The organism is Streptomyces sp. OR43, assembly GCF_008042275.1.
GTDB lineage: Bacteria > Actinomycetota > Actinomycetes > Streptomycetales > Streptomycetaceae > Streptomyces.
Genome location: NZ_RDBK01000076.1, coordinates 1 through 23045, shown reverse-complemented (window position 1 = coordinate 23045; position 23045 = coordinate 1). Strand labels below are relative to the sequence as shown.

18 protein-coding genes are annotated in these 23045 nt (G+C 72.2%); 1 reads left to right on the top strand and 17 read right to left on the bottom strand.

Translation table 11 applies throughout. The features are described 5' to 3' along the window. From EAO72_RS40670 to EAO72_RS40620, 11 genes are all read right to left on the bottom strand, one after another. Positions 1-5560: type I polyketide synthase (locus tag EAO72_RS40670; protein ID WP_148022421.1), on the bottom strand; the 5560-nt coding region annotated here is incomplete at its 3' end. Between the two features lie 82 nt (positions 5561-5642). Continuing rightward, positions 5643-6569: an alpha/beta hydrolase gene (locus tag EAO72_RS40665; RefSeq protein WP_148022420.1), complete on the bottom strand. Its 927-nt coding sequence runs from the start codon at positions 6567-6569 to the stop codon at positions 5643-5645. A 2-nt stretch (positions 6570-6571) separates the two neighbouring features. Then, positions 6572-6766, bottom strand: coding sequence for a ferredoxin (locus tag EAO72_RS40660; RefSeq protein ID WP_148022419.1), 195 nt, complete (start codon positions 6764-6766; stop codon positions 6572-6574). Positions 6767-6786: 20 nt separating this feature from the next. After that, positions 6787-8010: a cytochrome P450 gene (locus tag EAO72_RS40655; RefSeq protein ID WP_148022418.1), complete on the bottom strand. Its 1224-nt coding sequence runs from the start codon at positions 8008-8010 to the stop codon at positions 6787-6789. Further along, the gene (locus EAO72_RS40650) at positions 8007-9149 is read right to left on the bottom strand and encodes an acyltransferase family protein (RefSeq protein ID WP_410090562.1); all 1143 of its coding nucleotides are present in this window, start codon (positions 9147-9149) and stop codon (positions 8007-8009) included. Before EAO72_RS40650 ends, EAO72_RS40655 begins: the two co-directional genes overlap by 4 nt. A 149-nt stretch (positions 9150-9298) precedes the next feature. Continuing rightward, positions 9299-10978, bottom strand: coding sequence for a dipeptide ABC transporter ATP-binding protein (locus EAO72_RS40645; protein WP_148022416.1), 1680 nt, complete (start codon positions 10976-10978; stop codon positions 9299-9301). Beyond that, positions 10975-11847, bottom strand: a complete 873-nt coding sequence (locus EAO72_RS40640) for an ABC transporter permease (protein ID WP_148022415.1) — start codon at positions 11845-11847, stop codon at positions 10975-10977. The genes EAO72_RS40645 and EAO72_RS40640 overlap by 4 nt, the downstream gene beginning before the upstream one ends. Further along, on the bottom strand, positions 11844-12809 hold the full coding sequence (locus tag EAO72_RS40635) for an ABC transporter permease (RefSeq protein ID WP_148022414.1): 966 nt from the start codon (positions 12807-12809) through the stop codon (positions 11844-11846). The genes EAO72_RS40640 and EAO72_RS40635 overlap by 4 nt, the downstream gene beginning before the upstream one ends. Beyond that, positions 12806-14446, bottom strand: a complete 1641-nt coding sequence (locus EAO72_RS40630) for an ABC transporter substrate-binding protein (protein WP_148022413.1) — start codon at positions 14444-14446, stop codon at positions 12806-12808. Before EAO72_RS40630 ends, EAO72_RS40635 begins: the two co-directional genes overlap by 4 nt. Before the next feature lie 61 nt (positions 14447-14507). Further along, positions 14508-15551, bottom strand: coding sequence for an LLM class flavin-dependent oxidoreductase (locus EAO72_RS40625; RefSeq protein WP_148022412.1), 1044 nt, complete (start codon positions 15549-15551; stop codon positions 14508-14510). 116 nt (positions 15552-15667) lie between these two features. Beyond that, positions 15668-17128, bottom strand: a complete 1461-nt coding sequence (locus EAO72_RS40620) for a DHA2 family efflux MFS transporter permease subunit (protein ID WP_148022411.1) — start codon at positions 17126-17128, stop codon at positions 15668-15670. Positions 17129-17207: 79 nt separating this feature from the next. Between EAO72_RS40620 and EAO72_RS40615 the strand changes: the two genes are divergently transcribed. Further along, positions 17208-17891: a TetR/AcrR family transcriptional regulator gene (locus tag EAO72_RS40615; protein ID WP_148022410.1), complete on the top strand. Its 684-nt coding sequence runs from the start codon at positions 17208-17210 to the stop codon at positions 17889-17891. Here the strand turns inward: EAO72_RS40615 and EAO72_RS40610 are convergent. From EAO72_RS40610 to EAO72_RS40585, 6 genes are all read right to left on the bottom strand, one after another. Then, positions 17881-18381, bottom strand: coding sequence for a flavin reductase family protein (locus EAO72_RS40610; protein ID WP_148022409.1), 501 nt, complete (start codon positions 18379-18381; stop codon positions 17881-17883). The two genes, EAO72_RS40615 and EAO72_RS40610, sit on opposite strands and share 11 nt — an antisense overlap. After that, positions 18381-19463 carry an alpha/beta fold hydrolase gene (locus EAO72_RS40605; protein WP_148022408.1) on the bottom strand — a complete coding sequence of 361 codons (1083 nt, stop codon included), beginning with the start codon at positions 19461-19463 and terminating at the stop codon, positions 18381-18383. Before EAO72_RS40605 ends, EAO72_RS40610 begins: the two co-directional genes overlap by 1 nt. Beyond that, positions 19460-20227: a 2-oxo acid dehydrogenase subunit E2 gene (locus EAO72_RS40600; RefSeq protein ID WP_148022407.1), complete on the bottom strand. Its 768-nt coding sequence runs from the start codon at positions 20225-20227 to the stop codon at positions 19460-19462. Before EAO72_RS40600 ends, EAO72_RS40605 begins: the two co-directional genes overlap by 4 nt. Continuing rightward, entirely contained in the window at positions 20224-20451 is a 228-nt protein-coding gene (locus tag EAO72_RS40595; protein WP_148022406.1) for an acyl carrier protein, read from the bottom strand. The genes EAO72_RS40600 and EAO72_RS40595 overlap by 4 nt, the downstream gene beginning before the upstream one ends. Beyond that, the gene (locus EAO72_RS40590) at positions 20435-22312 is read right to left on the bottom strand and encodes an HAD-IIIC family phosphatase (protein WP_148022405.1); all 1878 of its coding nucleotides are present in this window, start codon (positions 22310-22312) and stop codon (positions 20435-20437) included. The genes EAO72_RS40595 and EAO72_RS40590 overlap by 17 nt, the downstream gene beginning before the upstream one ends. Positions 22313-22316: 4 nt before the next feature. After that, positions 22317-23045, bottom strand: a 729-nt coding sequence (locus tag EAO72_RS40585) for a 3-oxoacyl-[acyl-carrier-protein] synthase III C-terminal domain-containing protein (protein ID WP_148022404.1), incomplete at its 5' end; no start/stop codon positions are given.

Below are 23045 nucleotides of genomic sequence, written 5' to 3'. Positions count from 1 at the left end.
GGATTTGTTCTTCGGTGGCTTCGATGGCGGTCATGGCTCCGCCGGGTGGGGCGGATTGCATGAGTTGGGCGCGGGTGGTGATGTTGTTGTGGTGGCGGACGGTGTTGCGGATTTGGTTGGTCCAGTGGTGGGGGGTGGTGGGGTCGCCGTTGGTGATGAGGGGGGTGTGGGGTTGGTGGTAGGTGAGGGTTTGGGCTGTTTCGTGGAATTGGTTGAGGATGGGGTCCATGTGGTGGGAGTGGAAGGCGTGGCTGACGGTGAGGGGGTGGGTGCGGTGACCGTCTCGCTTGAGCGCACGGGTGGCGTGCTGGATGGCGTCGGTGTCGCCTGAGATGACGAGGGAGGTGGGGCTGTTGACGGCGGCGAGGGCGATGTGTGCGTTGAGGTAGGGCTGGATTTGTTCTTCGGTGGCTTCGATGGCGGTCATGGCTCCGCCGGGTGGGGCGGATTGCATGAGTTGGGCGCGGGTGGTGATGAGGAGTGCGGCGTCTTCGAGGGTGAGGATGCCGGCGGTGTGGGCGGCGGTGAGTTCGCCGATGGAGTGTCCGGTGAGGTAGTGGGGGGTGACGCCGTGGTGTTCGAGGAGGTGGTGGAGGGCTGTTTGGAGGGCGAAGAGTGCGGGTTGGGTGTAGCGGGTTTCGTTGAGCAGCTCAGCTTCGGGGGTGCCTGGGGCGGCGAACATGATGTCGCGCAGGGGGTGTTCGAGGTGGGGGTCGAGTGCGTCGCAGGCGTCGTCGAGTGCGGCGGCGTACGGCGGGTGAGCCTCATAGAGTGTCTGGCCCATTTGGGGGCGTTGGCTGCCCTGGCCGGTGAAGAGGTAGGCGATGCGGGGTGTGGGTGCGGCGGTGCCGCGTACGAGTGCCGGGTGTTCCTGGTCGGTGGCGAGTGCGGTCAGGGCGTCGAGGGCCTGGTCCCGGTCACCCGCCAGCACCACCCCACGGTGCTCAAGGCCCGCTCGGCCTCGGTACAGCGCCGAAGCGAGCCGGCCGGGGTCGACCTCCGGGTGCTCGTTGACGTACGCGCGCAGCCGCACGGCCAGCTCGCGCAGCGAGTGGGGGTTCTGAGCGGACAGCGGCCACAACACCGGTTCGGGGCTGTCGGGTGCAGGCGTGTCCGGGACTGAATCGGCAGCCGCCGGGGCCTGTTCCAGGATGACGTGGGCGTTGGTCCCGCTGATCCCGAACGACGACACCGCCGCACGCCGCGGCCGGTTGTGCTCCGGCCACGGCGCGTCCTCGGTCAGCAGGCGCACGGCGCCCGCCTCCCAGTCCACATGCGGGGACGGCGCGTCCACGTGCAGGGTGCGGGGCAGCACGCCATGGTGCATCGCCTCGACCATCTTGATGATGCCGCCCACCCCGGCCGCCGCCTGAGCATGCCCGATGTTCGACTTCAACGATCCCAGCAGCAGCGGCTGTTGGGCCGGGCGGTCCTGTCCGTACGTGGCCAGCAGGGCATCGGCCTCGATGGGGTCGCCGAGCCGGGTGCCCGTCCCGTGCGCCTCCATCGCGTCCACATCGGAGGTGGCGAGACCGGCATGGGCCAGAGCCTGGCGGATGACGCGTTCCTGCGAAGGGCCGTTGGGCGCGGTGAGGCCGTTGCTCGCACCGTCCTGGTTGACGGCGGAGCCCCGTACGACCGCGAGCACCTGATGACCGTTGCGCCGGGCGTCGGACAGCCGCTCCACGAGCAGCAGCCCCACCCCCTCCGACCACGCGGTGCCGTCGGCGTCTGCGGCGAAGGCCTTGCAGCGCGCGTCCGACGCGAGGCCGCGCTGCCGGCTGAACTCCAGGAACATCCCCGGGGTCGGCATCACGGTCACGCCGCCGGCGAGTGCCAGATCGCACTCGCCCTGCCGCAGCGCCTGGGCCGCGAGATGCAGCGCCACCAGGGACGAGGAGCACGCCGTGTCGACCGTCACCGCCGGGCCCTCAAGACCGAAGGTGTACGCGACCCGCCCCGAGGCGACACTCGCCGTGCTGCCGGTGAGCAGATAGCCGTCCAGACCCTCGGCCGGTTCGTGCAGGCGGGGCCCGTAGTCCTGGGCCGTCGCACCGATGAACACACCGGACGCGCTGCCGCGCAGACTGTCGGGTGCGATGCCGGCCCGTTCGAAGGCCTCCCACGCCGTGGTGAGCAGCAGCCTCTGCTGCGGGTCCATCGCCGCCGCCTCGCGCGGACTGATTCCGAAGAGCGCGGCGTCGAACTCACCCGCCCCGTACAGGAATCCGCCCTCCCGGACATAGGAGGTGCCGGGCCGGTCCGGGTCCGGGTCGTACAGCGCTTCCAGGTCCCAGCCCCGGTCCGTGGGGAACGGGCCGATGGCATCCGTGCCCCCGGCGACCAGATTCCACAGGTCCTCGGGCGAGGCCACCCCGCCCGGGTAGCGGCATGCCATACCCACGATGGCGATCGGCTCGTCCGCGTGGGACGCCGTACCGGTGCGGCCGGTCGGCCGCAGGGCCCCGGCCCTCCCCGCAAACCCGTCGAGACGTTCGCGCAACAGCCGGACCACGGCCTCCGGCGTCGGGTGGTTGTAGACCAGGGCCGAGGGCAGCGAGAGTCCGGTCGCGGTCCCGAGCCGGTCGCGCAGTTCCACCCCGGCCAGTGAGTCGAATCCGAGGTCCTTGAACGCATGGCCGGGATCGACCGCGTCTCCGGTGACGTGTCCCAGCACGATCGCGACCTGCGTCCGGACCAGATCCAGCAGGTCCGTGCCGGACACCGCCTCTTGTGCGGGTGCGGGTGCGGCTGCGGGTTCGGCCTCGTGCACCGGCACCGCCGCGTCCGGCGCCGCGACCGGGCCGTCCATCCAGTGCCGGTCCCGCTGGAAGGCGTACGTCGGCAGCGGGACGGTCCTGCCGCCCCGTGCCGCGAGTGCGTCCGCCCAGTCCACCCGGGCACCGCGCGCGTGGGCCTGGGCCAGCGCGGTCGTCAGGGTCTCCGGCTCGGGCCGCCCGCGCCGCAGGACCGACAGGGGCGCGGGCTGCCCGTCACCGAGTGAGGCACGGGCCAGGGCCGTCAGGACGGCGTCCGGGCCCAGCTCGACGAAGACACCCACACCGTCGTCCCGCAACGTGCGCAGTCCGTCATGGAAGCGGACGGCGTCGCGGATGTGCCGTGTCCAGTACTCGGGTGAGGCGAGTTCCTCGGCGGTAGCGAAGTCACCCGTGACGTTCGAGACGACCGGAATGCTCGGCGCACGGAACCGCAGCTCCCCGGCGATCTGCCGGAACGCGTCGAGGACCGGGTCCATCAGCGGCGAATGAAAGGCATGGCTGACCGTCAACCGACGGGTGCGGCGCCTCTGGGCGGCGAAGGTGTCCTTGATCCGCAGGACATCGGCCTCGTCGCCCGAGACGACGACCGCGCGCGGACCGTTGACCGCGGCGATCGAGACCCGGTCGGTGAGATGCGGGATCATCTCCTGCTCGGTCGCCTCCACCGCGACCATCGCACCGCCCGCCGGAAGCTCCTGCATCAGCCGGCCCCGGGCCGCGACCAGACGCGCGGCGTCGTCGAGTGAGAGGACACCGGCCACATGGGCGGCGGTCAGCTCGCCGATCGAATGCCCGGCGAGCCGGTCCGGTCGCAGGCCCAGGTGCTCCACCAGCCGGAAGAGTGCTGTCTCGACCGCGAAGAGCGCGGGCTGCGTATAGCGCGTCTCGTCCAGCAGCACGGCCTCGGGCGATCCTTCCGCCGCGAGGACGAGGTCCCCCAGCGGGCGGTCGAGATGCGGGGCGAAGGCCGCGCAGACGCGGTCGAAGGCCTCGGCGAACTCCTCGTACGCGGCGTGGAGTTCGCGTCCCATTCCGGCGCGCTGACTGCCCTGCCCGGTGAAGAGGAACGCCGTGAGGGACTGCGTGTGCACGCGGCCGCGTACGAGAGCGGGGTCGTCCCGGCCCTCCGCCAGGGCCTCGACCGCGCGCAGCAGCGCATCCCGGTCGGCCGCCACCGCGACGGCCCGCTCGTCGAAGAGGGTGCGGGTGGTGGCGAGGGAGTACGCGGTGTCGAGGGGCGAGGCGTCGGGGCCGGCGGCCGTGAGGTGGTCGCGGAGCCGGGCGGCCTGACCGCGCAGGGCCCGGCCGTCCCGGGCACTGAGCAGCCAGGGCACGGGCGGCCGAGGCGCATCGGCCCCCGGCGGGACCACCGCTTCCCTGGAACCTCCGGTTGCCGCACCGGGGTCGGCCTCTGCCGCATTGCGGGCTTCGCGGGGGCCGCCGGTTGCCGTACCGGGGTCGGGCTCTGCCGCGTCCCGGGCTTCTCCGGGGCCGCCGGCCGCCGCACCGGAATCCGACTCCGGCGCATCTGCCACCACCACATGGCAGTTGGTACCGCCCATCCCGAAGGAGCTGACCCCCGCGATCAGGGGCAGCTCCTCCCGGGGCCAGGGCCCTTCCTCGGTCCGGACCCGCAGGCCCAGGTCCGCCAGCGGGATCGCCGGGTTGGGCACATCGAAGTTGAGGCTGGCCGGGATCCGGCGCCGGGACACGGACAGCGCGGCCTTCAGCAGCCCCACCAGACCGGCCGCGCCCTCCAGATGCCCGACGTTCGTCTTCGCCGACCCCACATGAAGCGGCGCGTCGGCGGGCCGGCCGGTACCGAGCGCCGCACCCAGCGCGGCGGCCTCCACCGGGTCGCCCACGGGTGTGCCCGTGCCGTGCAGCTCGACGTACTGGACCTCACCGGCCGTGACACCCGCGCGGGTGTACGCCTCGCGCAGCACCGCTTCCTGCGCACCCCGGTCGGGGACCGTGAGCCCGTCGGACGCGCCGTCGTTGTTGACCGCGCTGCCCAGGATCACGCAGTGCACCCGGTCACCGTCGGCCCGGGCCCGGTCCAGCGGCTTGAGGACGAGGGCGACACCGCCCTCGCCGCGTACATAGCCGTTGGCGCGCGCGTCGAACGTGAAGCAGCGGCCGTCGGGTGACAGGGCCCCGAACTTCGCGCTGTCCGCGCTGCTGCCGGGGGAGAGGATCAGATTCGCACCGCCGACGACGGCGAGATCGGACTCACCGCTGCGCAGGCTCTCGCAGGCGAGATGGACCGCGACCAGCGACGAGGACTGGGCCGTGTCCACGGTCAGGCTCGGACCGGTGAGACCGAGCACGTAGGAGAGCCGGTTGGCGAGGATGCCGCGGTGCAGCCCCGTCATGGCGTAGCGGTCCCCGTCCGTGCCGCCCCTGCGGTGGTGGAGCGCCGCGTAGTCGTCCCAGATGGCGCCGGCGAAGACGGCGGTACGGCTTCCGGCGAGCACACCGGGAACGATCCCGGCCTCCTCCAGAGCTTCCCAGCCCAGCTCCAGCAGCAGCCGTTGCTGGGGGTCCATCGCCGCCGCCTCACGGGGCGGGACACCGAAGAATCCGGCGTCGAACCGGTCCACCTCGTCGAGGAAGCCGCCGCGGGCCGGGGCTCCCGCGGACCGGCGGCCCGCGGGAGCCTCCCCGACGGCGTCCTCCCCCCGGCTGAGCAACTGCCAGAAGGCGGCGGGATCGGGTGCCCCGGGGAGGCGGCAGGCGAGACCGATGACGGCGATAGGTGCGGAGTGGGCGCTACGCATGATCTGTGACGTACTCCCTCGTCGAGAACGACCCGGCGAGACCCACCCTCCCCAGCCGCGCTAACGGCGGCCTTTGCGCGTTCTAAATCGCCCCGGAGCCGTCCGGGCGTTCCCCGGCCCCGTGCAGCCCGCGCCGCAGCGCCGTCAGGTGCTCCAGCGCGACGCGGTGCTGCTCGTCCGGGTCCGGTGTGCCCGCCGACCCGCCGAACGCGTGGTACGCCCCGGGGAAGTTGTGCAGCTCGACCGGCACCCCGGCCTGCGCCAGGCGGAGCCCGTACAGCAGTCCCTCGTCGCGCAGCGGATCGAGACCCGCGGTGGAGAGGTACGCCGGGGGCAGCCCGCCCAGGTCCACGGCCCGTGCCGGGGACGCGTACACCGGAGCCCCGCCCCGGTCCGGGCCCAGATAGAGCTCCCAGCTCTCCTGCGCCAGCCGGCGGTTCCAGACCGGCGTGTCCACGTACGCGGTCATCGAGCCCGTCTCCAGCCGGTCGTCGAGCACCGGAGTACTCAGGTGCTGGAAGACCAGTCCGGGCCCGCCCCGGTCCCGGGCGAGCAGGGTCAGCCCGGCGGCGAGACAGCCCCCGGAACTGGCCCCGGCCACCGCGAGCCGCGCCGGATCCGCCCCGATATCCTCCGCGTTCCCGGCGGTCCACTCCAGCGCGGCCCAGCAGTCGTCGAGCCCGGCGGGAAACGGATCCTCCGGCGCCAGCCGGTACGCCACCGCGACCACCACCGCCGAGGCGAACGACGCCGCCTGGGCCGCGGAGTGGTGAACCGAGTCCACATTGCCGAGGACGAAGCCCCCGCCATGGATCCACAGCACGGCAGGCAGCGCGGGCCCCGCCCCGGCCGGGCGGTACACCCGCACCCGTACCTCCGGCGAACCCGGCCGCCCGGGCACCCAGCGCTCCGTCACCTCGACCCCCGGCACCGCCGGGAGTTCACGCAGCGGTCGCGGACCCGCCCGATGGTCCACGACCGCGTCGGCCAGCCGTCCCGTCACCGGCATGCTCAGGCCTCCAGCGCGATGGCCTGCGAGGGACAGAGCGCCACGGTGTCCCGCAGCCTCGCCTCCTCGGCCGCGCCCTCCACCCGGTCCTCCAGGACGAGGACGGTGCCCGCGTCGGACTGGTCGAAGCGGTCGGGGGCGGACAGGACGCACTGACCCGCGCCCAGACACCGCTGTGTATCGGCCTTGATGTGCATGGCTTCCGGTTCCCTTCTGATCACCATGTGACAGGCAGGCGCCAGATGCCCTGGACACCGCCCGGTTCCTTGACCGGCAGCTGCCCGGAGGGTTCGGCGAGGCGCAGCCCCGGCAGCCGGCGGAAGAGTGTGGACAGGGCGATCTCCATCTCGGCCCGGGCCAGGTTCTGGCCGATGCACTGATGGACGCCGTGTCCGAAGGAGATGTGGTGGCGGGCGCCGCGCCCGACGTCGAAGGCGTCGGCCGCGGGGAACGCCTCGTCGTCCCGGTTGGCCGACGCGATCACGACGATCACCCCGTCACCCGCCCGGACCCGGTGCCCGCCGAGCTCCGTGTCGACCGTCGCGAACCGGGCGACGCCGTCCGCGATCGCCATGTACCGAAGCAGCTCCTCCACCGCGCCCGGCAGCAGCGACTCGTCGGCGCGCAGGGCCGTGAGCTGCTCCGGGTTCTCCAGCAGGGTGAGGACGCCGAGCGCGATCGCGCTCGCCGTGGTCTCGTGTCCGGCGACCAGCAGCAGCAGCGCGATGTCGACCAGATCGCGGCGGGTGAGCGCACCGGTGGCCAGCTGCTCGGCGATGAGGGTGTCGAGCAGTCCGTCGCCCGGTTCCTCCTCCTTGCGCCGGATCAGCCCGTCGAGATACGAGGCGAGCTGCGCGAACGCGTCGGCGCTGTCCTCCAGACTCGTCGTCCCGGTGACCACCCGGCGGGACTGCTGCTCGAAGAACCCGTGGTCGGCGTACGGGACGCCGAGGAGCTCGCAGATGACGACGGACGGCACCGGCAGAGCGAAGTCCGGAACCAGGTCGGCGACCGGGCCCTTGGCCTCGATCGCGTCGATCAGTTCGTTCACGAGCCGCTGGATACCGGGCCGCAGCGCCTGAACCTTGCGGACCGTGAAGTTGGTGAGCAGCATGCGCCGCTGCACGGTGTGCTCCGGCGGGTCCATGCCGATGAAGTTGCGGACCTTGCGCGCCGACTCGAAACGGGGAGCGGTGGCCGGGTAGTGCGGATGAACCCGGTCCGACGAGTACGTGGCCGCGTCGAGCAGGACCTGACGCGCCTCCGCGTGTCCGCTCACCGCCCACACCCGGCGCCCGTTGTACAGCTCGACCAAGGAGACCGGTCCCTGCTCGCGGTACGTGTCGTAGCCGGCGGGCGGCTGGAAGGGGCAGCCGCGCGCCTGCGGATACGCGGGCAGCTCCTGGCCCTCAGCCGAAGGAGAAGTACTGATCCCGGTCATTCCCCGGCCTCCAGGACAGTGAGCGGAACGACGGCAGGTGCGGGTGCGGCCGGTGGAGCCGCTTCGGACCCTGCCGGATGCTTGGCGCGCGGCGCGCTGAACCGGCGTACCGCGGGTGCCTCGACCCAGGTGAACAGGGCGTGGGCCAGGGCGAGTGCGGCCAGCAGGGCGGCGAGCAGCAGGGCGGCCGCCGCGGCACCCGACAGGTCCTCGCCGGCGACGAGCCACTTGTGGCCGTACGTCACCACCAGCCCGTGGACCATGTAGAACGCGAACGACAGCTCGCCGAGCCGCACCAGCACTCGCCCCCGGAAGGGCGATGCGGTCTGACGGACATCGGCCTGCGCGGCGGCGACGACCAGGGGGGTGAGCCACAGGGCGCCGGTGCCCGCGACACCGTACAGATACGGCACCGACGCGTTGAGGACGTAACCGCCCACCGCGATTGCGGCGGCGGGCAGCAGCGCGATGCGCGGGATCGCGCCGGTCAGCACCAGCCGGGCGGCGATCATGCCGAGCAGGAACTCGATGGCCCGGACCGGCGGGAAGAAGTAGACGGACCAGATCTGCTCGAAGGACAGCGAGCCGTCGGCGATGAACGGTAGGGGAGTGCCGGCCACCGCCCAGCTGCTGACCGCCGGCACGAGCAGGGTGAGTGCGGCGAGCACACCGGCGAGCGTCCACAGCCGGCGAGCCGTCAGCCGCTCCAGGAAGGGCAGCAGGAACGGGAAGGCGAGATAGAAGAACAGCTCGCACGACAGCGACCAGCTGACCGCGTTCATCGTGTTCGGCACCTGGATCTCGGGTATCCACGCCTGCACGAGGAAGAGGTTGGCCAGGACGCCCTTCGTGGTGAAGACCTCGGAGGCGGCCGCCATCAGGGCGGCGGCGGCCACGAAGGTGACCAGGTGGTTGGGGAAGATCTTCACCAGCCTGCGCCGCCAGACACGGGGCGCGCCCTCCGCGGGCCGCGCCGACCAGGTCAGGACGAAGCCGCTGAGGACGAAGAAGAACGTCACCCCGTAGAAGCCCGCGTTGGCGAACGTGTCGCCGAGCGTGTCGCCCAGCCTGCCCTCGAAGAACCGGGTCTGGAAGGTGGTGTGGAACGCGAAGACCAGCAGGGCCGCCAAAAAGCGCATCCCGGTGAGGGACGGCAGTCTGGCGGCCCGCGGCAGATCCGGGACGGGCGGTGGCGGGGTGGACGGTGCTGGGGAGCCTGGCATGGCTGATGACCTCCGACTTGTCCGAAACTGGCCCGTCGAGGCTCGCAGTCGCGTGTTGGCCGGTTCTAAAGCCGCTCTTGTGCGGTACGCGCACGCCGTGGCACCGCCTCCAGCAAGGCCCGGGTGTACGGATGCGCGGGCTTCGCGAACACCTCGTCGACCGGTCCGGACTCCACGATCCGGCCGTCCTTCATCACCAGCACCCGGGCGCAGATCTCCCGGACGACCGCCAGATCGTGCGAGATGAAGAGCGTCGCCAGACCGAGGTCCTCCTGCAACTGCCGCAGGAGATCCAGCACTTGTGCCTGCACGGACACATCGAGCGCCGAGACCGGTTCGTCGCACACCAGCAGCCGCGGCGAAGGCGCCAGGGCGCGCGCGATAGCGACTCGCTGGCGCTGCCCGCCGGACAGCGCGAGCGGCCGCCGCTCCAGATGCTGCGCCGACAGGCCCACCTGCTCCAGCAGTCGTACGGTGCGGGCCTGCCGCTCACCGCGCCCGATGCCGGCCGTGGCCAGCGCCTCGCCCACGATCCGGGCGACGCTCCAGCGCGGATCGAAGGCGCTGAGCGGATCCTGCGGCACGAGTTGCAGGGTGTGGCGTTCCTGCCTGCGCTCACGCTCCCGCAGGGTGCTCCACGGGGTTCCGGCCAGCCGTACCGCGCCGCTGTCCGGTGCCACGAGACCGAGGACCATCCGGGCCAGGGTGGACTTCCCCGAGCCGGACTCGCCGACCAGGCCCAGGGTTTCCCCCGGCCGCAGGGCGAACGACACCGCGTCGACCGCGGTCCGGCGGCTGCCGCGCGCACCTCTGAACACCTTGGTGACAAGGGAGACATCGAGGAGCGGCTCCCCGTCGTCCGAGTCCACCGCGGTTCGGGGCCGACGCGGGCGGCTGCCCGGGATCGCGGCCAACAGTGCCTTTGTGTAGGGGTGTTCAGGTGCTTCGAGGACCCTGTCGACCGGGCCCGACTCCACGATCCGGCCGTCCTTCATCACGGCGACCTCGTCGGCGAGCGCCTCCACGACGGCCAGGTCGTGGCTGATCAGGAGGAGGCCGGTGCCCGCGCTCTTCAGCTCGCCGAGGAGCGCGAGGATCCGGGACTGGACCGAGGCGTCCAGCGCGGTCGTCGGCTCGTCCGCGATCAGGACGCCGGGCTCGGCGGCGATCGCCGAAGCGATCAGGGCCCGCTGCCTCAGCCCTCCCGACAACTGGTGGACGTACGCCCTGGCCCGCTCGGCGGGCTCGGGCACACCGACCCGCTCCAGCAGGGCGAGGACGCGCGCGCCGGCCTCCTTGCGCGGGACGAGCCCGTGCGTGAGCAGCGGTTCCGCGATCTCCTTGCCGACGGGCCGCAACGGGTCCAGGGCGACGAGCGCGTCCTGGGCGACCAGGCCGACGCGCCTGCCCCGTACCGCACGCCATTGGCGGGGACCGAACTCCCGGGCCTCCCGGCCGGTAACGCGCAGTCGGTCGGCCGACACCTCGGCGGTCGGCCCGGCGAGCCCCAGCAGACTGCGGGCCAGCGCGCTCTTGCCCGAACCCGACTCACCGACGACGGCAAGGCACCGGCCCGCGGCGAGGGAGAACGAGGCGTCCCGCACGGCGTGCACCTGACCGGGCCCCGTGCCGAACCGCACGTTCAGGCCGGCGACGTCGAGCAGCGGGGCCGCCTCCCGGGCGGGCACACCGGCCGACGCCTCGGTGGAGCCCGGAGCCGTACCCCTGGGCGATGCGGTGGTCATGAGGCGGCCCGTCCTTCGGCTCGTGCCTGTGCGTGGCGGCCCACGACGGTGACCGCGAGAACTGTGCCGACCAGCAGCAGGCCCGGGAAGAGCGCGATCCACCAGGCCTGGTCGAGGAACCCCTGGCCCTCCGTGAGCATCGCGCCCCACTCGGGCGTCGGCGGCTGGGCGCCGAGCCCCAGATAGCTCAGCGCCGCCCCGGTGGAGATGGACGCCCCGAGCGTGACCGTCGCCAGCACCAGGAGCGGCCCCAGCGTGTTGGGCAGCACATGCCGCAGCACGATCAGCGGACGCGGAACACCCAGCGCCACCGCGGACTCCACATATCCGGACCGCCTGACGACCAGCGCCTGGGCCCGCACCACCCGGGCGAACCCCGGTGCGGTCCCCACGGCGACGGCGATCGTGGTGCCCAGCACCCCCTTTCCCGCGATGAGGACCACCATCAGGGCGAGCAGCAGCCCCGGCAGCGCCAGCAGCGCGTCGGCGGCGCGCATCAGCACGGCGTCACCGAACCGGCCGGACAGTGCGGCGGCCAGCCCCCACACCACCGCGAGCCCGACTCCGGCGCCCGTCGCCGCGGCCCCGATGGCCAGCGAGTACCGGGTGCCGTGCACCACCCGGGTGAAGACGTCACGGCCCAGTTGATCCGTACCGAACCAGTGGGCCCCGCCCGGTGCCTGGAGCGCGTGCACCGGGTCCGTGTCGGTCGGACTGCCGCCCGCCAGCAGCGAGGGCGCCAGCGCGGCCAGCAGGATCAGCCCCAGCAGGACGGCGGCGGCCAGCACCCCCGGCCGCACCCGGCGCCTGCGGACCCCGCCGGCCGCCGCGACCGGTACCCCGGCCCGTACGGCCTGTTCCACGCTCATGCGGCGGCCACCCCCGTCCCTCTGCGCAGCCGGGGATCCACGACCGCGTACAGCACTTCCACCAGCGCGCCGACCAGCACGAACACCACGGCCGACAGCGCCACCACGCCCTGCACGACCGGAAGATCGCGATCGCTCACCGCCTGCAGGGTGATCCGTCCGATGCCCGAGCGCGCGAACACGTTCTCCACCACCACGGCCCCGCCCAACAGCGTTCCGGTGAACCAGCCGGTGAGGGTGAGCGCCGGCAGCGCGGCATGGCGCAGCGCGTGGTGCGAGCGCACTGTGTGTTCGGCGAGCCCCCGCGACCGGGCGGTGAGACTGAACGGCTGTTCCAGAGCGCCGAGCAGCCCCTCCCGCATCACCTGCGTGAGCACCGCCGCGATCGGCAGCGCGAGCGTGATCACCGGAAGGACCAGTGAGCGGGCGTCGCCGCTGTCGGAGACCGGCAGCCAGCCCAGACGGAACGAGAAGACCGTCAGCAGCATGATGCCGAGCCAGAACGACGGCGTGGACACCACGATCAGCTCCACCGTCGTCGAGACCCGGCGCGGCCACCGGGAGCGCCCGGAGGTCAGGACGGTCACGGCGGCCGCCAGGACCACGGCCACCAGCGACGACCACAGGGCGAGCTGCGCGGTCGCGCCGATCTGGTCGGCGAGCAGCGAGGACACAGACTGCTGCAACTGGTACGAGTCACCGAGCTCGCCCGAGACCAGCTTCTTCAGATACGAGCCGTACTGGACGGCGAGCGGCCGGTCGAGACCGTAGTGGTGGCGTATCTCCTCGCGCTGTTCGGCGCCGACCAGCGCGTTCGAACCGACGATCGCGCTGACCGGATCGCCGGGGATCAGCTGCAGCGCCAGGAAGGCGCAGGTGGCGGCTCCCCAGACAACGAGGACGGCCGCCACGACCCGGGCCGTGACGGCCCGGATCGTGGCGGGTATGTGCGGGACCGTCATCGGCCCGCCTCGACCCAGGCGCCGTAGAACTCGGGCCACGCCGACAGCGAGAGCCGCAGCCCGTGCACCTTCTTGTTCACACCGACCGACGCCTTCTGGACGTAGGCCGGGACCACCGCGGCCCGGTCGATCGTCCACTTCTGCACCTGTGCGTAGTACTCGGCGCGCCGGTCCGGGTCCGTGGTGCCCTGTGCCTTCTTCAGCCAGGCGTCGACCTGGGGGTCGGCGACCCTGGCGAAGTTGTGGCCGCCGCCCGCCGACGATTCGGTGGAGAGGAAGAAGCTGCTGAGAATGTCGCCGTCGCCGCGCGCCCAGGACGTCTCGACCACGTCGTAGCGGCCCTCGTCCAGCTGGGCGGAGACCGCGGTGGCGTCGGTGGAGGCGGCGAGGTCCAGGTGGATCCCGGCCTTCTTCAGATCACCTTGTACGGCCTGGGAGAAGACCGAGGCCGTACCGTAGACCGGGGCGACCACGGTGAGCCGCTTGCCGTTCTTCGTCCGGTAGCCCTCGGAGTCGCGGCCCGTCCAGCCCGCCTGGTCCAGCAGCCGGCCGGCGAGCGCCCGGTCGTAGGGCCAGCTCTTCTCCAGCGCGGAGTCGTAGCTGTGCGGGGTCGCGGGGGACAGGGTGCTCCAGGCCCGGGTGCCGGTGCCCTGGAACACCGACTTCACCAGGGCCTCCAGATCGATGGACCGCTGGAACGCCTTGCGCACCCGGGCGTCCGAGAACAGCGGGCTTTTGGTGTTGAGGTAGAACGTGTCGACCGCGCCCGGGACGTCCTTGCCGGCGACGTCGAGCCGAGCGTTCCTGCGGACCGTGGCGATCTGGTTGGCCGGGATCGCGGCCGCCGCGTCGACCTGACCGGAGGTCAGGGCACCCACCCGGGTGGCGTCCTCGGTGAGGAAGCGCACGGTGAAGGAGTCCAGACGGGCGGGCCCGCTGTGACCGGCGTCCTTCGGCGCCCACGCGTAGGCGGCGTTCCTGGTGTATCCGCGCTTCTGGCCCCGGGTGTAGGCGCCCGCCTTGAAGGGGCCGGAGCCCACGGAGTCCGTACCCGCGCAGAGCTTGTCGGCTCCCGCCTTCAGCGAGGCGGGCGAGGCTATCCCCAGATAGGTGGTGCTGGCGGCCTGGAGGAACGGCGCGTACGGCCGGCTGAAGCGGACCTCGACCTCGTACTTCCCCTTGACGGTGGTGCCTGAGTAGGGGCCGAGCAGGCCCGCCGCGTACTGCGACTGGGTCGCCTTGGCGGTGATGTGGTCGAAGTTGGCCTTCACCGCCGCCGCGTCCAGGCGCTTCCCGTCGTGGAAGGTGACGTCCTCGCGCAAGGCGAAGGTGTACGTCCGGCMCCCCTCCGAGGTCTTCCACGACTTCGCCAGCCACGGCTCCAGCTCACCCTCCGGTGTCTGGTAGACGAGCGAGTCGAAGACGGGCCGCTGGACGAAGGCGGTCACGTCCTGCGCGCTGGTGTGCGGGTCCCAGCAGTCCGGTTCCTGCTGCGCCGCGTAGGTGAGGCTGCCGCCGCTCCGGGGTTTCGCCTGCGCGGCGGGGGCGGAGCCGTCGTCCGAGCTGCACGCGGTGACGGCGGCCAGCAGCAGGACGGACAGCAGAGCGGCTCTTCGGGGGGTACGGCGCGGGTGCATATGGGGACTCCGGAACATGGAAACGAGGTGAGGGGTGCCGGACGTACTGTCGCGAGTACGTCTAAAGCCGGGCTGAAACGCCCTCGGAGGAGCCGGGACGGACCTCCCGGGCCGCCTGCGCCAGCAGTTCGAACGAGCGCAGCCGCTCCGCCTGGTCCGGCACGACGGTCAGAGCCATCAGCTCGTCGGCCCCGGTGCGCTCCACCAGCTCGGCCAGCTTGTCGCGCACGGTGTCCGGTGCGCCGATCAACTGGCGTTCGGCCAGCTCCTCCAGGAACTCCAGCTCGGCCTCCGCGTACGCGTACCCGGCCGCCGTGTGCGCGGACGGGAACGCGTCGAAGCGCCGTACCGTACGCATCCTTATCTTGCCGAGCAGATAGGGGGCGGCGACCTCACGGGCGGCCCGGTCCGTGTCGGCGACGGTGGTCAGCGCGGAGATCAGGGTGCGCGGCCGGTCCAGGTGGGGCGAGGGCCTGAAGGCCTCGCGGTAGCGGTCCAGCGCGTAGGCCGTGGCGTGCGGGTTGATCTGGTGGGCGAAGGCGTACGGCAGCCCCAGCGATGCGGCGAGTTCGGCGCTGGCCGGGCTGGAGCCGAGCATCCACAGGTCCGGCCTGCCGTCGGCCGCCGGCACGGCGGTGATCGGGGAAGCGGGGTCGGCGGGCGCGAAGTAGCCGCTCAGTTCGGCGACCTGGTGGTAGAAGTCGTCCCCGCCCCGCTCGGTCGCCCGGCGCAGCGCGCGGGCCGTGTGCGGGTCGGTGCCGGGGGCGCGGCCGAGGCCCAGGTCGACGCGGCCGGGGTGGAGCGCCTCCAGGGTGCCGAACTGCTCGGCGACCACCAGCGGGGCGTGGTTGGGCAGCAGCACGCCCCCGGMRCCGACCCGCAGCGTGGTCGTGGCGGCGGCGAGGCGTCCGGCGAGGATGGCGGGCGCCGAGGTGGCGAGGCTGGGGGTGCTGTGGTGCTCGGCCACCCAGTAGCGCAGATAGCCGAGTTCCTCGACGCGCGGAGCCAGGGCGACGGTGTCGCGCAGTGCCTGGGTCGCGGAGCCGCCCTCGAAGACGGGCACCACGTCGAGCACGGACAGGGGGATGCCGAGGGGTCGGCTCATGGAGACCTCCGGAAGGAGCGCGCCGCCGGACCGGGGTCCGGCGGCGCGGGCTGGACGGACACGCACATGGGGGAGGAACGGACGTGCACCGCGTGCCCCGTGCGGGGGCGCGCGGCTCAGGCGTGGTCGGTGACCGGCTCCGACGCGGCCGGTGCTTCGGCCGCGGCCGGTTCCGCCTTGGGCTTCCCCGGCAGCAGCAGACCCGCGGCGAAGACGACGACGGCGGCGGCGACCGGCCACCAGAAGGCGTTGCCGAAGGAGTCGGCGGTCGGGGCCGCGTGGGAACCGCCGCCCTGGAGGATCAGCGCCACCACCGCGATGCCCAGCGAGGCGCCGATCTGGTTGAGGATGAACACCGCGCCGGTGGCCCCCGCGACCGCCTCGCCCGGCACCGTCTTGTAGACCGATCCCATGGTGGGCGCGCCCACCAGGCCCATGCCGAAGCCGGCGGCGAACTGGGCGGCGGTCAGCGCGATCTGCGAGGTGCCGGCGTCCGAGCCGGTGAAGACCAGGGCGCCGAGTCCGATGAGCAGAGCGCCGGTGGGCACGAGCCGGCGGGCGCCGACCTTGTCCGCGAGGTTGCCGGCGATCGGCATGCCGATCAGGGTGCCGAGGCCCAGCGGGGCGAGCAGCAGGCCGGATTCGAGGACGCTGTGGTGGTGCACCTGCTGGTAGTACAGCGGCAGCAGGAAGAGCAGCGAGAAGAGGCCGCCGCCGAGCAGGAACATCGTGGTCACGCTCGCGCTGAAGCCCTTGCTGCTGAACAGCCGCAGATCGAGCAGGGGCGTGGCGGTGGTGCGCAGGGCGTGCACGGCGTACGCGACGAACAGGGCCACACCGACGGCCAGCCCGACGATCACCTTGGTGCTGCCGAAGCCGTCGCCGCCGGCCTGGGACAGGGCGTAGACGAGCGCGGCGAAGCCGGGGGAGAGCAGCGCGACACCCAGGGCGTCGAGCGGCACCGGATCACCGCTCGGCGGCGGATCGGCGGGCAGCACCCGGATCGCCAGCACGATCGCGGCGAGCGCGAAGGGGATGTTGACCAGGAACATCCACTCCCAGGAGAAGTTGTCCAGCAGCAGCCCGCCGATGACGGGGCCGAGCACCGGGCCGAGCGTGATCGGCACGGAGACCAGGCCCATGACCCGGCCGATCCTGGCGGGCCCCGCGGCCCCCGCGACGACGGTCATCATGATCGGGTCGACCATGCCGCCGCCGAAGCCCTGGACGATGCGGAAGGCGATCAGGCTCTCCGCGTTCCAGGCGAAGGCGCACAGGGTCGAGCCGATCAGGAAGACCGACAGGCCCAGCAGCCACATGCGTTTGGCGCCGAACCGGACCACGGCCCAGCCGGCCAGCGGGATCGCGAGGGCGACCGCCAGCAGATAGCCGGTGGTCACCCACTCGATGGTGGCCAGCGTCGCGTGGAACTCGCCGCCCAGCGTGCTGATCCCGACGTTGACGATCGTCGCGTCCAGGTAGGACATCATCCCGCCGAGCACCATGACGCCGACGAGCGTGAGCAGAGCGGCATCGAGCCGGGCAGGCCCGCTCCCCGCCGACTTTGTTTCAGACACGGCAACTCCTTTTAACCACTCCACCCAGAAAATTTTACTGGGTAGTTAAATTCTGTGGCTGGCACGGTAGCATGGCCTCATGAACGTTGGCGAGAACGAACAGACGGCCCAGGCCCCGGTGGACCGAGGGCGGCTGGACAAGCGCCGGGCGATCGTGGAGGCCGCCCTGCGGGTCTTCGCGCAGGTGGGATACGCGCAGGCGAGCCTGGACGTGATCGCCGCCGAGGCCGGGGTGTCCAAGCCGACGATCTACAACCACCTGGGGTCGAAGGAGAAGCTGTTCCGGCATGTGATGACGGAGACCGCCGCCCGTTCCAACGCCAAGACCCTCGACGTCCTCACCGCCTTCCCGACCGATCCGGACCAGCTGCGCCCGGGTCTGGAGGACCTCGCCACGAAGCTCGTCGACTGCTACTGCGACGAGCAGTCCGAGTCCGTGCGCCGGCTGCTGTACGCCGAGGCCGTGCGCTTCCCGGACCTCTTCGACGCGGTGCGGGCCAGCGGACCCAACCAGTTCACGGAGGCGCTCGCGGGGCGGCTCGCCCGCCTCGCGAACGCCGGACACCTGCGGGTCGAGGACCCGGTCAGGGCGGCCAACCAGTTCATCGCGCTGGTGTACGAGGAACTGCCCGGGATGAGCGCGCTGGGCACCCGGCCACTCGACCCGGAGGACGTCGCGAAGGTCGTCACCGCCGGGGTCGACACCTTCCTGCGGGCCTTCGGCACGGACCCGGCCGGCGGCCCCGACGGGGTCAGCGGCTGAGCCGTCCGTACGATCCCCGGAAGAACAGCAGCGGGTCCCCGTCCTCGACCGCGTCGAGCCGGTGCACCCGGGCGACCACGATCACATGGTCGCCCGCCGGGTGCTCGGCCTCGACCGAGCACTCCAGCCAGGCGAGCGCGCCCTCCAGGACCGGCGCCCCGTCCGGAGAGGAGCTCCAGGGCATGCCGTGGAACTTGTCGCCGCCGGTCACCGCCAGCCGGGACGCGGCCTCCCGCTGCCCGACCCCCAGGATGCTGATCCCCAACAGTCCGCCCGCGCGAATGCGCGGCCAGCTGGTGCTGGTGTCCGCCACGCAGAACGAGACCAGCGGCGGATCGAGCGAGACCGAGCAGAAGGAATTCGCCGCGAGCCCCGACCGGCTCCCGGTCGCGGGGTCCTGCGAAGCGACGGCGACCACACCCGTCGCGAACCGTCCGAGCACGTTGCGCAGACATCGAGTGCCGCCGTCGAGAGCTCTCGTCCCGGTCATCACCGCTTCCCCCCGCCATACCGCAACCGTGCGAACTCCCTGGTCAACGCCGTCCGCTGGTCGCCGAAACCACCGCGCATCCGCAGCACCGACAGCAGCGTCCACAGCCGCGTCTGCGCGAAGTGAAGCGGTGATCCGTGCACGTCGTCGTGGGTCAGCAACCGGACTCCGCGCACCCGCTCCCGCAGCAGCCGGGCGTCACCCGGCGGGATGATCTCGTCCCGCAGGCTCGTCACGTGCGCGACCGGAATCCGCAGCGCCGCCAGCTCCGCGGGCGTCAGGGCCCAGTCCCGGATCAGCCCGTAGACCTCGTCGGGCTTCGACCGGGTGAGATGGGCCAGCGTGTCCGTCGTGACCCGGGGGACCGTGCGCTGCCACGCGGTGTCCGTGAAGAAGTCGTGCAGCGGAGCCCCCGCGCCGACGACTCCGCTGATCCGCGCGTCGTGCAGGGCGGCCCGCAGGGCCAGATGCCCGCTGAAACTGAGCGCCAGGGCGTACGTCCGGGAGGTGTCGGCCCGGTCGCCGACCGCGTCCAGGACGGCCGGGAACATCTGCCAGCTGTCCGCCCCGTACAACAGGGAGTTCTCGCCCACGCCCGGCATCTCGGTGACCACTCCGGCGAATCCCAGCGCCCCGAGCTGCAGCAGTACCGGCGCCCACTGCTCCTTGACGGAGACGATGCCGCCGGTCATCACCAGCAGCGGCTTGGGGTCCGACGCGTCGAGCCCCGCCGTCCAGCAGCGGATCCGGCCGCCCGCGAGGTCGACGTCGAGGCGCTGCACGGCCGGGAAGTCGGAGCGCCAGGTGTCGAAGGAATCGGTGCACCGCTCCAGCGCCTCCTGCCGCGCCGAGCCGTCCACGAACGGGAAGCGGGCCATGTTGTAGTGGACGGAGGCCTCCAGGGGCTTGCCCTCGGCCTCCAGCCGGGCCCCCTCGGCGCTCCACTCGTGCACCCAGGAACCCGGGGTGCCGTTCTCGTCGTCGCCGATCCGGGCCAGCAGCGCATCGTAGTGCTCGGGCGGCAGCCCCTGCGAACGGGTGTGGGCGACGACGAAGTTCTTCAGTTCCGCGATGTCGTTCATACGCTCTCCAGCGCCTCCTTGACCTCGGTCAGTACGTCCGCCGCCTCGGCGCCGTCGATGACCCGGTGATCGAAGGCGAGACTGAGCCGCAGCACCGGTGCCACCACGATCCAGCCCTCCCGCACGACCGGCCGGTCCAGCACCCGGCCGACCCCGAACGTGGTCGTGGTGCCGCCCACCGAATGGAAGGAGTCGACCGCGCGGTGGCCCAGCGAGGTCACCGCGAAGGTACCGTTGAGGTGGGGACGCAGGGCGAGCGAGTCCGCCGCGGCGCGGAAGGCCTTGCGGCCCTCGGACCAGGGGGCCCGGTGCAGTTTCCGTACGCCTTCGAATGCGGGCAGCTTCTCCGGGTCGCCGTCCCGCACTGCCGCCAGATGTTCCTGGATGGCGGGCAGTTCGGACGCGTGGACGTCGGGCACGATCGTGCCGAGCACCACCCGGCGCCCGTCCAGGGTGCGGTCCAGGGCCACCTTGCCGTTGACGAACGGATAGTGCGCGATCCTCAGCCGGCCGGGCCGGCCGCGCACCGCCGCGTTGGCGTCCGGGTGCTTCGCCAGCACCCGGCCGGCGGCCCTCAGGACATAGGAGGTGGTCGAGTAGCGGACCCCCTCGCTCTCCAGCGCCGACGCGCGGTGGGCGAGCACCCCGCTCATGTCGACCTCGGTGTCGAGGAACACGGGCGAGAAGTCCCGGATCACCTCCAGGAAGAACAGCGTGTGCCTGCGCTGGCGGGGGAGCGGCTCACCGGCCTCGGGAGCACTCACGGCGCCACCGCCAGCAGATACACGTCCTTCAGACTGGCCGCCTCCAGCACATCGGCCAGCGGCAGCGAGCGCCCGGTCTCCCGCTCCAGGACCGTGCACAGCGCCAGCAGATGCACCGAGTCCCAGGACTCCACGGTGTCCAGCCCCCGGCCGAGGTCGTCGGCGGTGACGGGCAGGGCGAGTTCGTCCCGCAGCAGCGTGACGAAATCATCGACGGTCTTCACTGGGGGTCCTCTCGAAACGGGCGGTCAGACGGATGTGATCGACGGCTGCGGCGGCGGCCGGCCGGGACACGAGCCGGAAGTCGGCCGATTCCGCGTCCTCGCGGACCGTCTCGAATCCCGCCCGCGCATAGAAGTCCGCCACCTTGCCGTTGCGGGGGGTACGCGTGTACGCGGCCCGCACCTCGGCGGCGCCGCTGGCGAAGGCGTGCTCCACTACGGCGCCGAGCACGGCCTGCTCGATGCCGCGCGAGAAGACCCGGCAGCTCAGCAGGAAGTTCTCGATCCGCAGCACCCCGGCCTCGCGCCGCAGCAGCACCACGCCGACCAGGCCGTTGTCCCCGAACCGGTCGGCGGACTCGATCGCGAGCACCTGCGCCGCCGGGTCGTCGTGCAGCGCCCGCACCTCGGCGGGCTGCAGCCGAATGGTGGTGAGGTTGAACTGATTGGTGCGCAGCGTCAGCTGGGAGACCCGGTCGAGCCGCCCCGCGTCCACGGGTGCGAGCGTCACGGAGATGGCCAGCTCCCGCAGGTAGCCGTCGAGGGACTCGAAGGTCTGGAGGAAGTCCTGCCGGGCCTGTTCCTCGCGGTAGCGCGCCGGGCGGGCACGGTCCTCCGCGGTGACGGCCCGCACGTCGAACCAGCCGTCCCGCAGCAGCCGTTCGACATGGAGCGCGGGCTCCCGGCCCACCTGGAGCACCGACACGCCGGGCAGCTCGCGGCGTACGAGGCCGCACTCGAAGGGGCTGTCGTCGACGAAGACGAAGCTGTCCGTGCCCAGATTGAGGTCGGCCGCCAGCTCGGCGATGTTCTCGTGCTTGGGACGCCAGTTGGCCCGGATCTGCACGAAGTCATCCGCTCGCAGGGTGAGTTCGGGGTGGTCGTGCAGCGTCTTCAGGACCGGTTCCCGGTCGTTCTTGCTGACGGCGGCCAGGAGCACCCCCTGGGACCCCAGTTGCTTCGCCACCGCCTGGAAGCGCCGGAAGGCCTCTCCGCGATAGCCTCCCGCCACCTCGATGCCCTCCGGACCCGCCTCGCCGAGCACGCCTCCCCACACGGTGTCGTCCAGGTCCAGGGCGAGCACCTTCTTCGCCCCGCCCGCCGCCTGCCGCGCCAGGTGGCCGATCTCGCGGGCGTAGCCGGCCAGCACCCCGTCGGACAGATGCGCCTTGGCGTACACGCTCTGCCGTACGTCCTGGGCGGCGACCCCCTCCGCGAGCAGCGGGTCGAGATCCACGGTGACCACCTCGGGCCGGGTCTCCACCAGACGCAGCAGACGGGCGTTGGCCTCCCGCCACACGGCACCCAGCCGGGCGCGTGAGCCGAGGCCGACGAGCTGCGCGGTCAGCGTGCGGGGCAGCGGGAGGGTGTTGAGGACCAGCGTGGCGCCCCGGGCCGTCGCGGCGAACACCCCGGCGGCCCGCTCGATCAGCGTGGTCTTCTCGTCCAGGACCCGCTCCACGTCCTCCACCCGCCACGGCAGGGGCAGCTCGTCGGCCACGAGCGCCGGGTCGAGGACACAGAGCACCAGTGAGGGGGCGGCTGCGTACAGCTCGCTGCCCGGGTCCACGAGGTCGAAGACCCAGCTGTCGAAGTCGGAGAGCCGCACCCGTGCCAGCAGCCCGTGCCGGGCCAGCTCGCCGGTGAGTGCGGGAATCAGGGCCGACAGGGTGCCGTGCCCGGTCACCGCGATCAGCGGCGCGGGGGTGCCGGGGTGCGAGGCGAGGACCTTCTCGGGGTCCAGCCGGGCGAGGACCCGGCCCGCCCGGACGAGGGCGTCCCCTTCCAGGCCGGCCACCAGACCCCGTACGGCGGGGTAGTCCTCGGCCGCGATCTCCCGCAGGTCCGCGGTGGTCTCGCTCACGGTGTCAGTTCCCTTCCAGTGCGAAGCCCGCCTTGAGCCATTTGCTGGACTCGATCGAGATGCCCACCGCACGCCGGCCGCCGGCCAGCCGGGAGAGGGCCCGCTCCAGCTGGAGGAAGACGATGGCGTTGCCGCAGTTGCCCGCGTCGTCGACGCAGGAGACGGGCTCGGCGCCGGGCAGGCCGAGCCCTTCGGTGATCAGCCGGGTCATCCGGCCGGACAGCTGGGGAGGCAGCAGCAGGTCCACGTCCTCACGGGCCCAGCCCAGGCCCTCCAGCAGCTCCTCCAGCACCTCGCCGGCCATGGCCGGAACGTGCTTCTCGATGGCCTTGTAGTCCTCGGTGGCCGCGGGCCGGTCGCTGTCCCGGTCGGCGGGGCCGAACCATTCGAGTACCGCGCCGGGCTCCCTGCCGAGCCCCACCAGCCGGGTGAACAGCGCCCGTACGGACACGGCGCCGGGCCCCGGCTCGGTGGACAGGACCGCCGCGCCCGCCGCGTCCCCGAACAGGACGTAGTTGACCAGCTCGGCGGGGGCCGTGCTCCGCAGATCGGCGTCCAGGTCGTAGAACCGGGCGATCACGTCACCGCCGAGCACCAGCACCGTACGGGCGCTCCCGCTGCGCAGCAGTTGCTGGGCGACGTCGAGAGCCTGGACGGCGCCGGAACATCCCGACTGGAGCTGGAAGCTCCGTACGCCGTCGACACCCAGCCGGTCCGCGACCACGTTGACGGT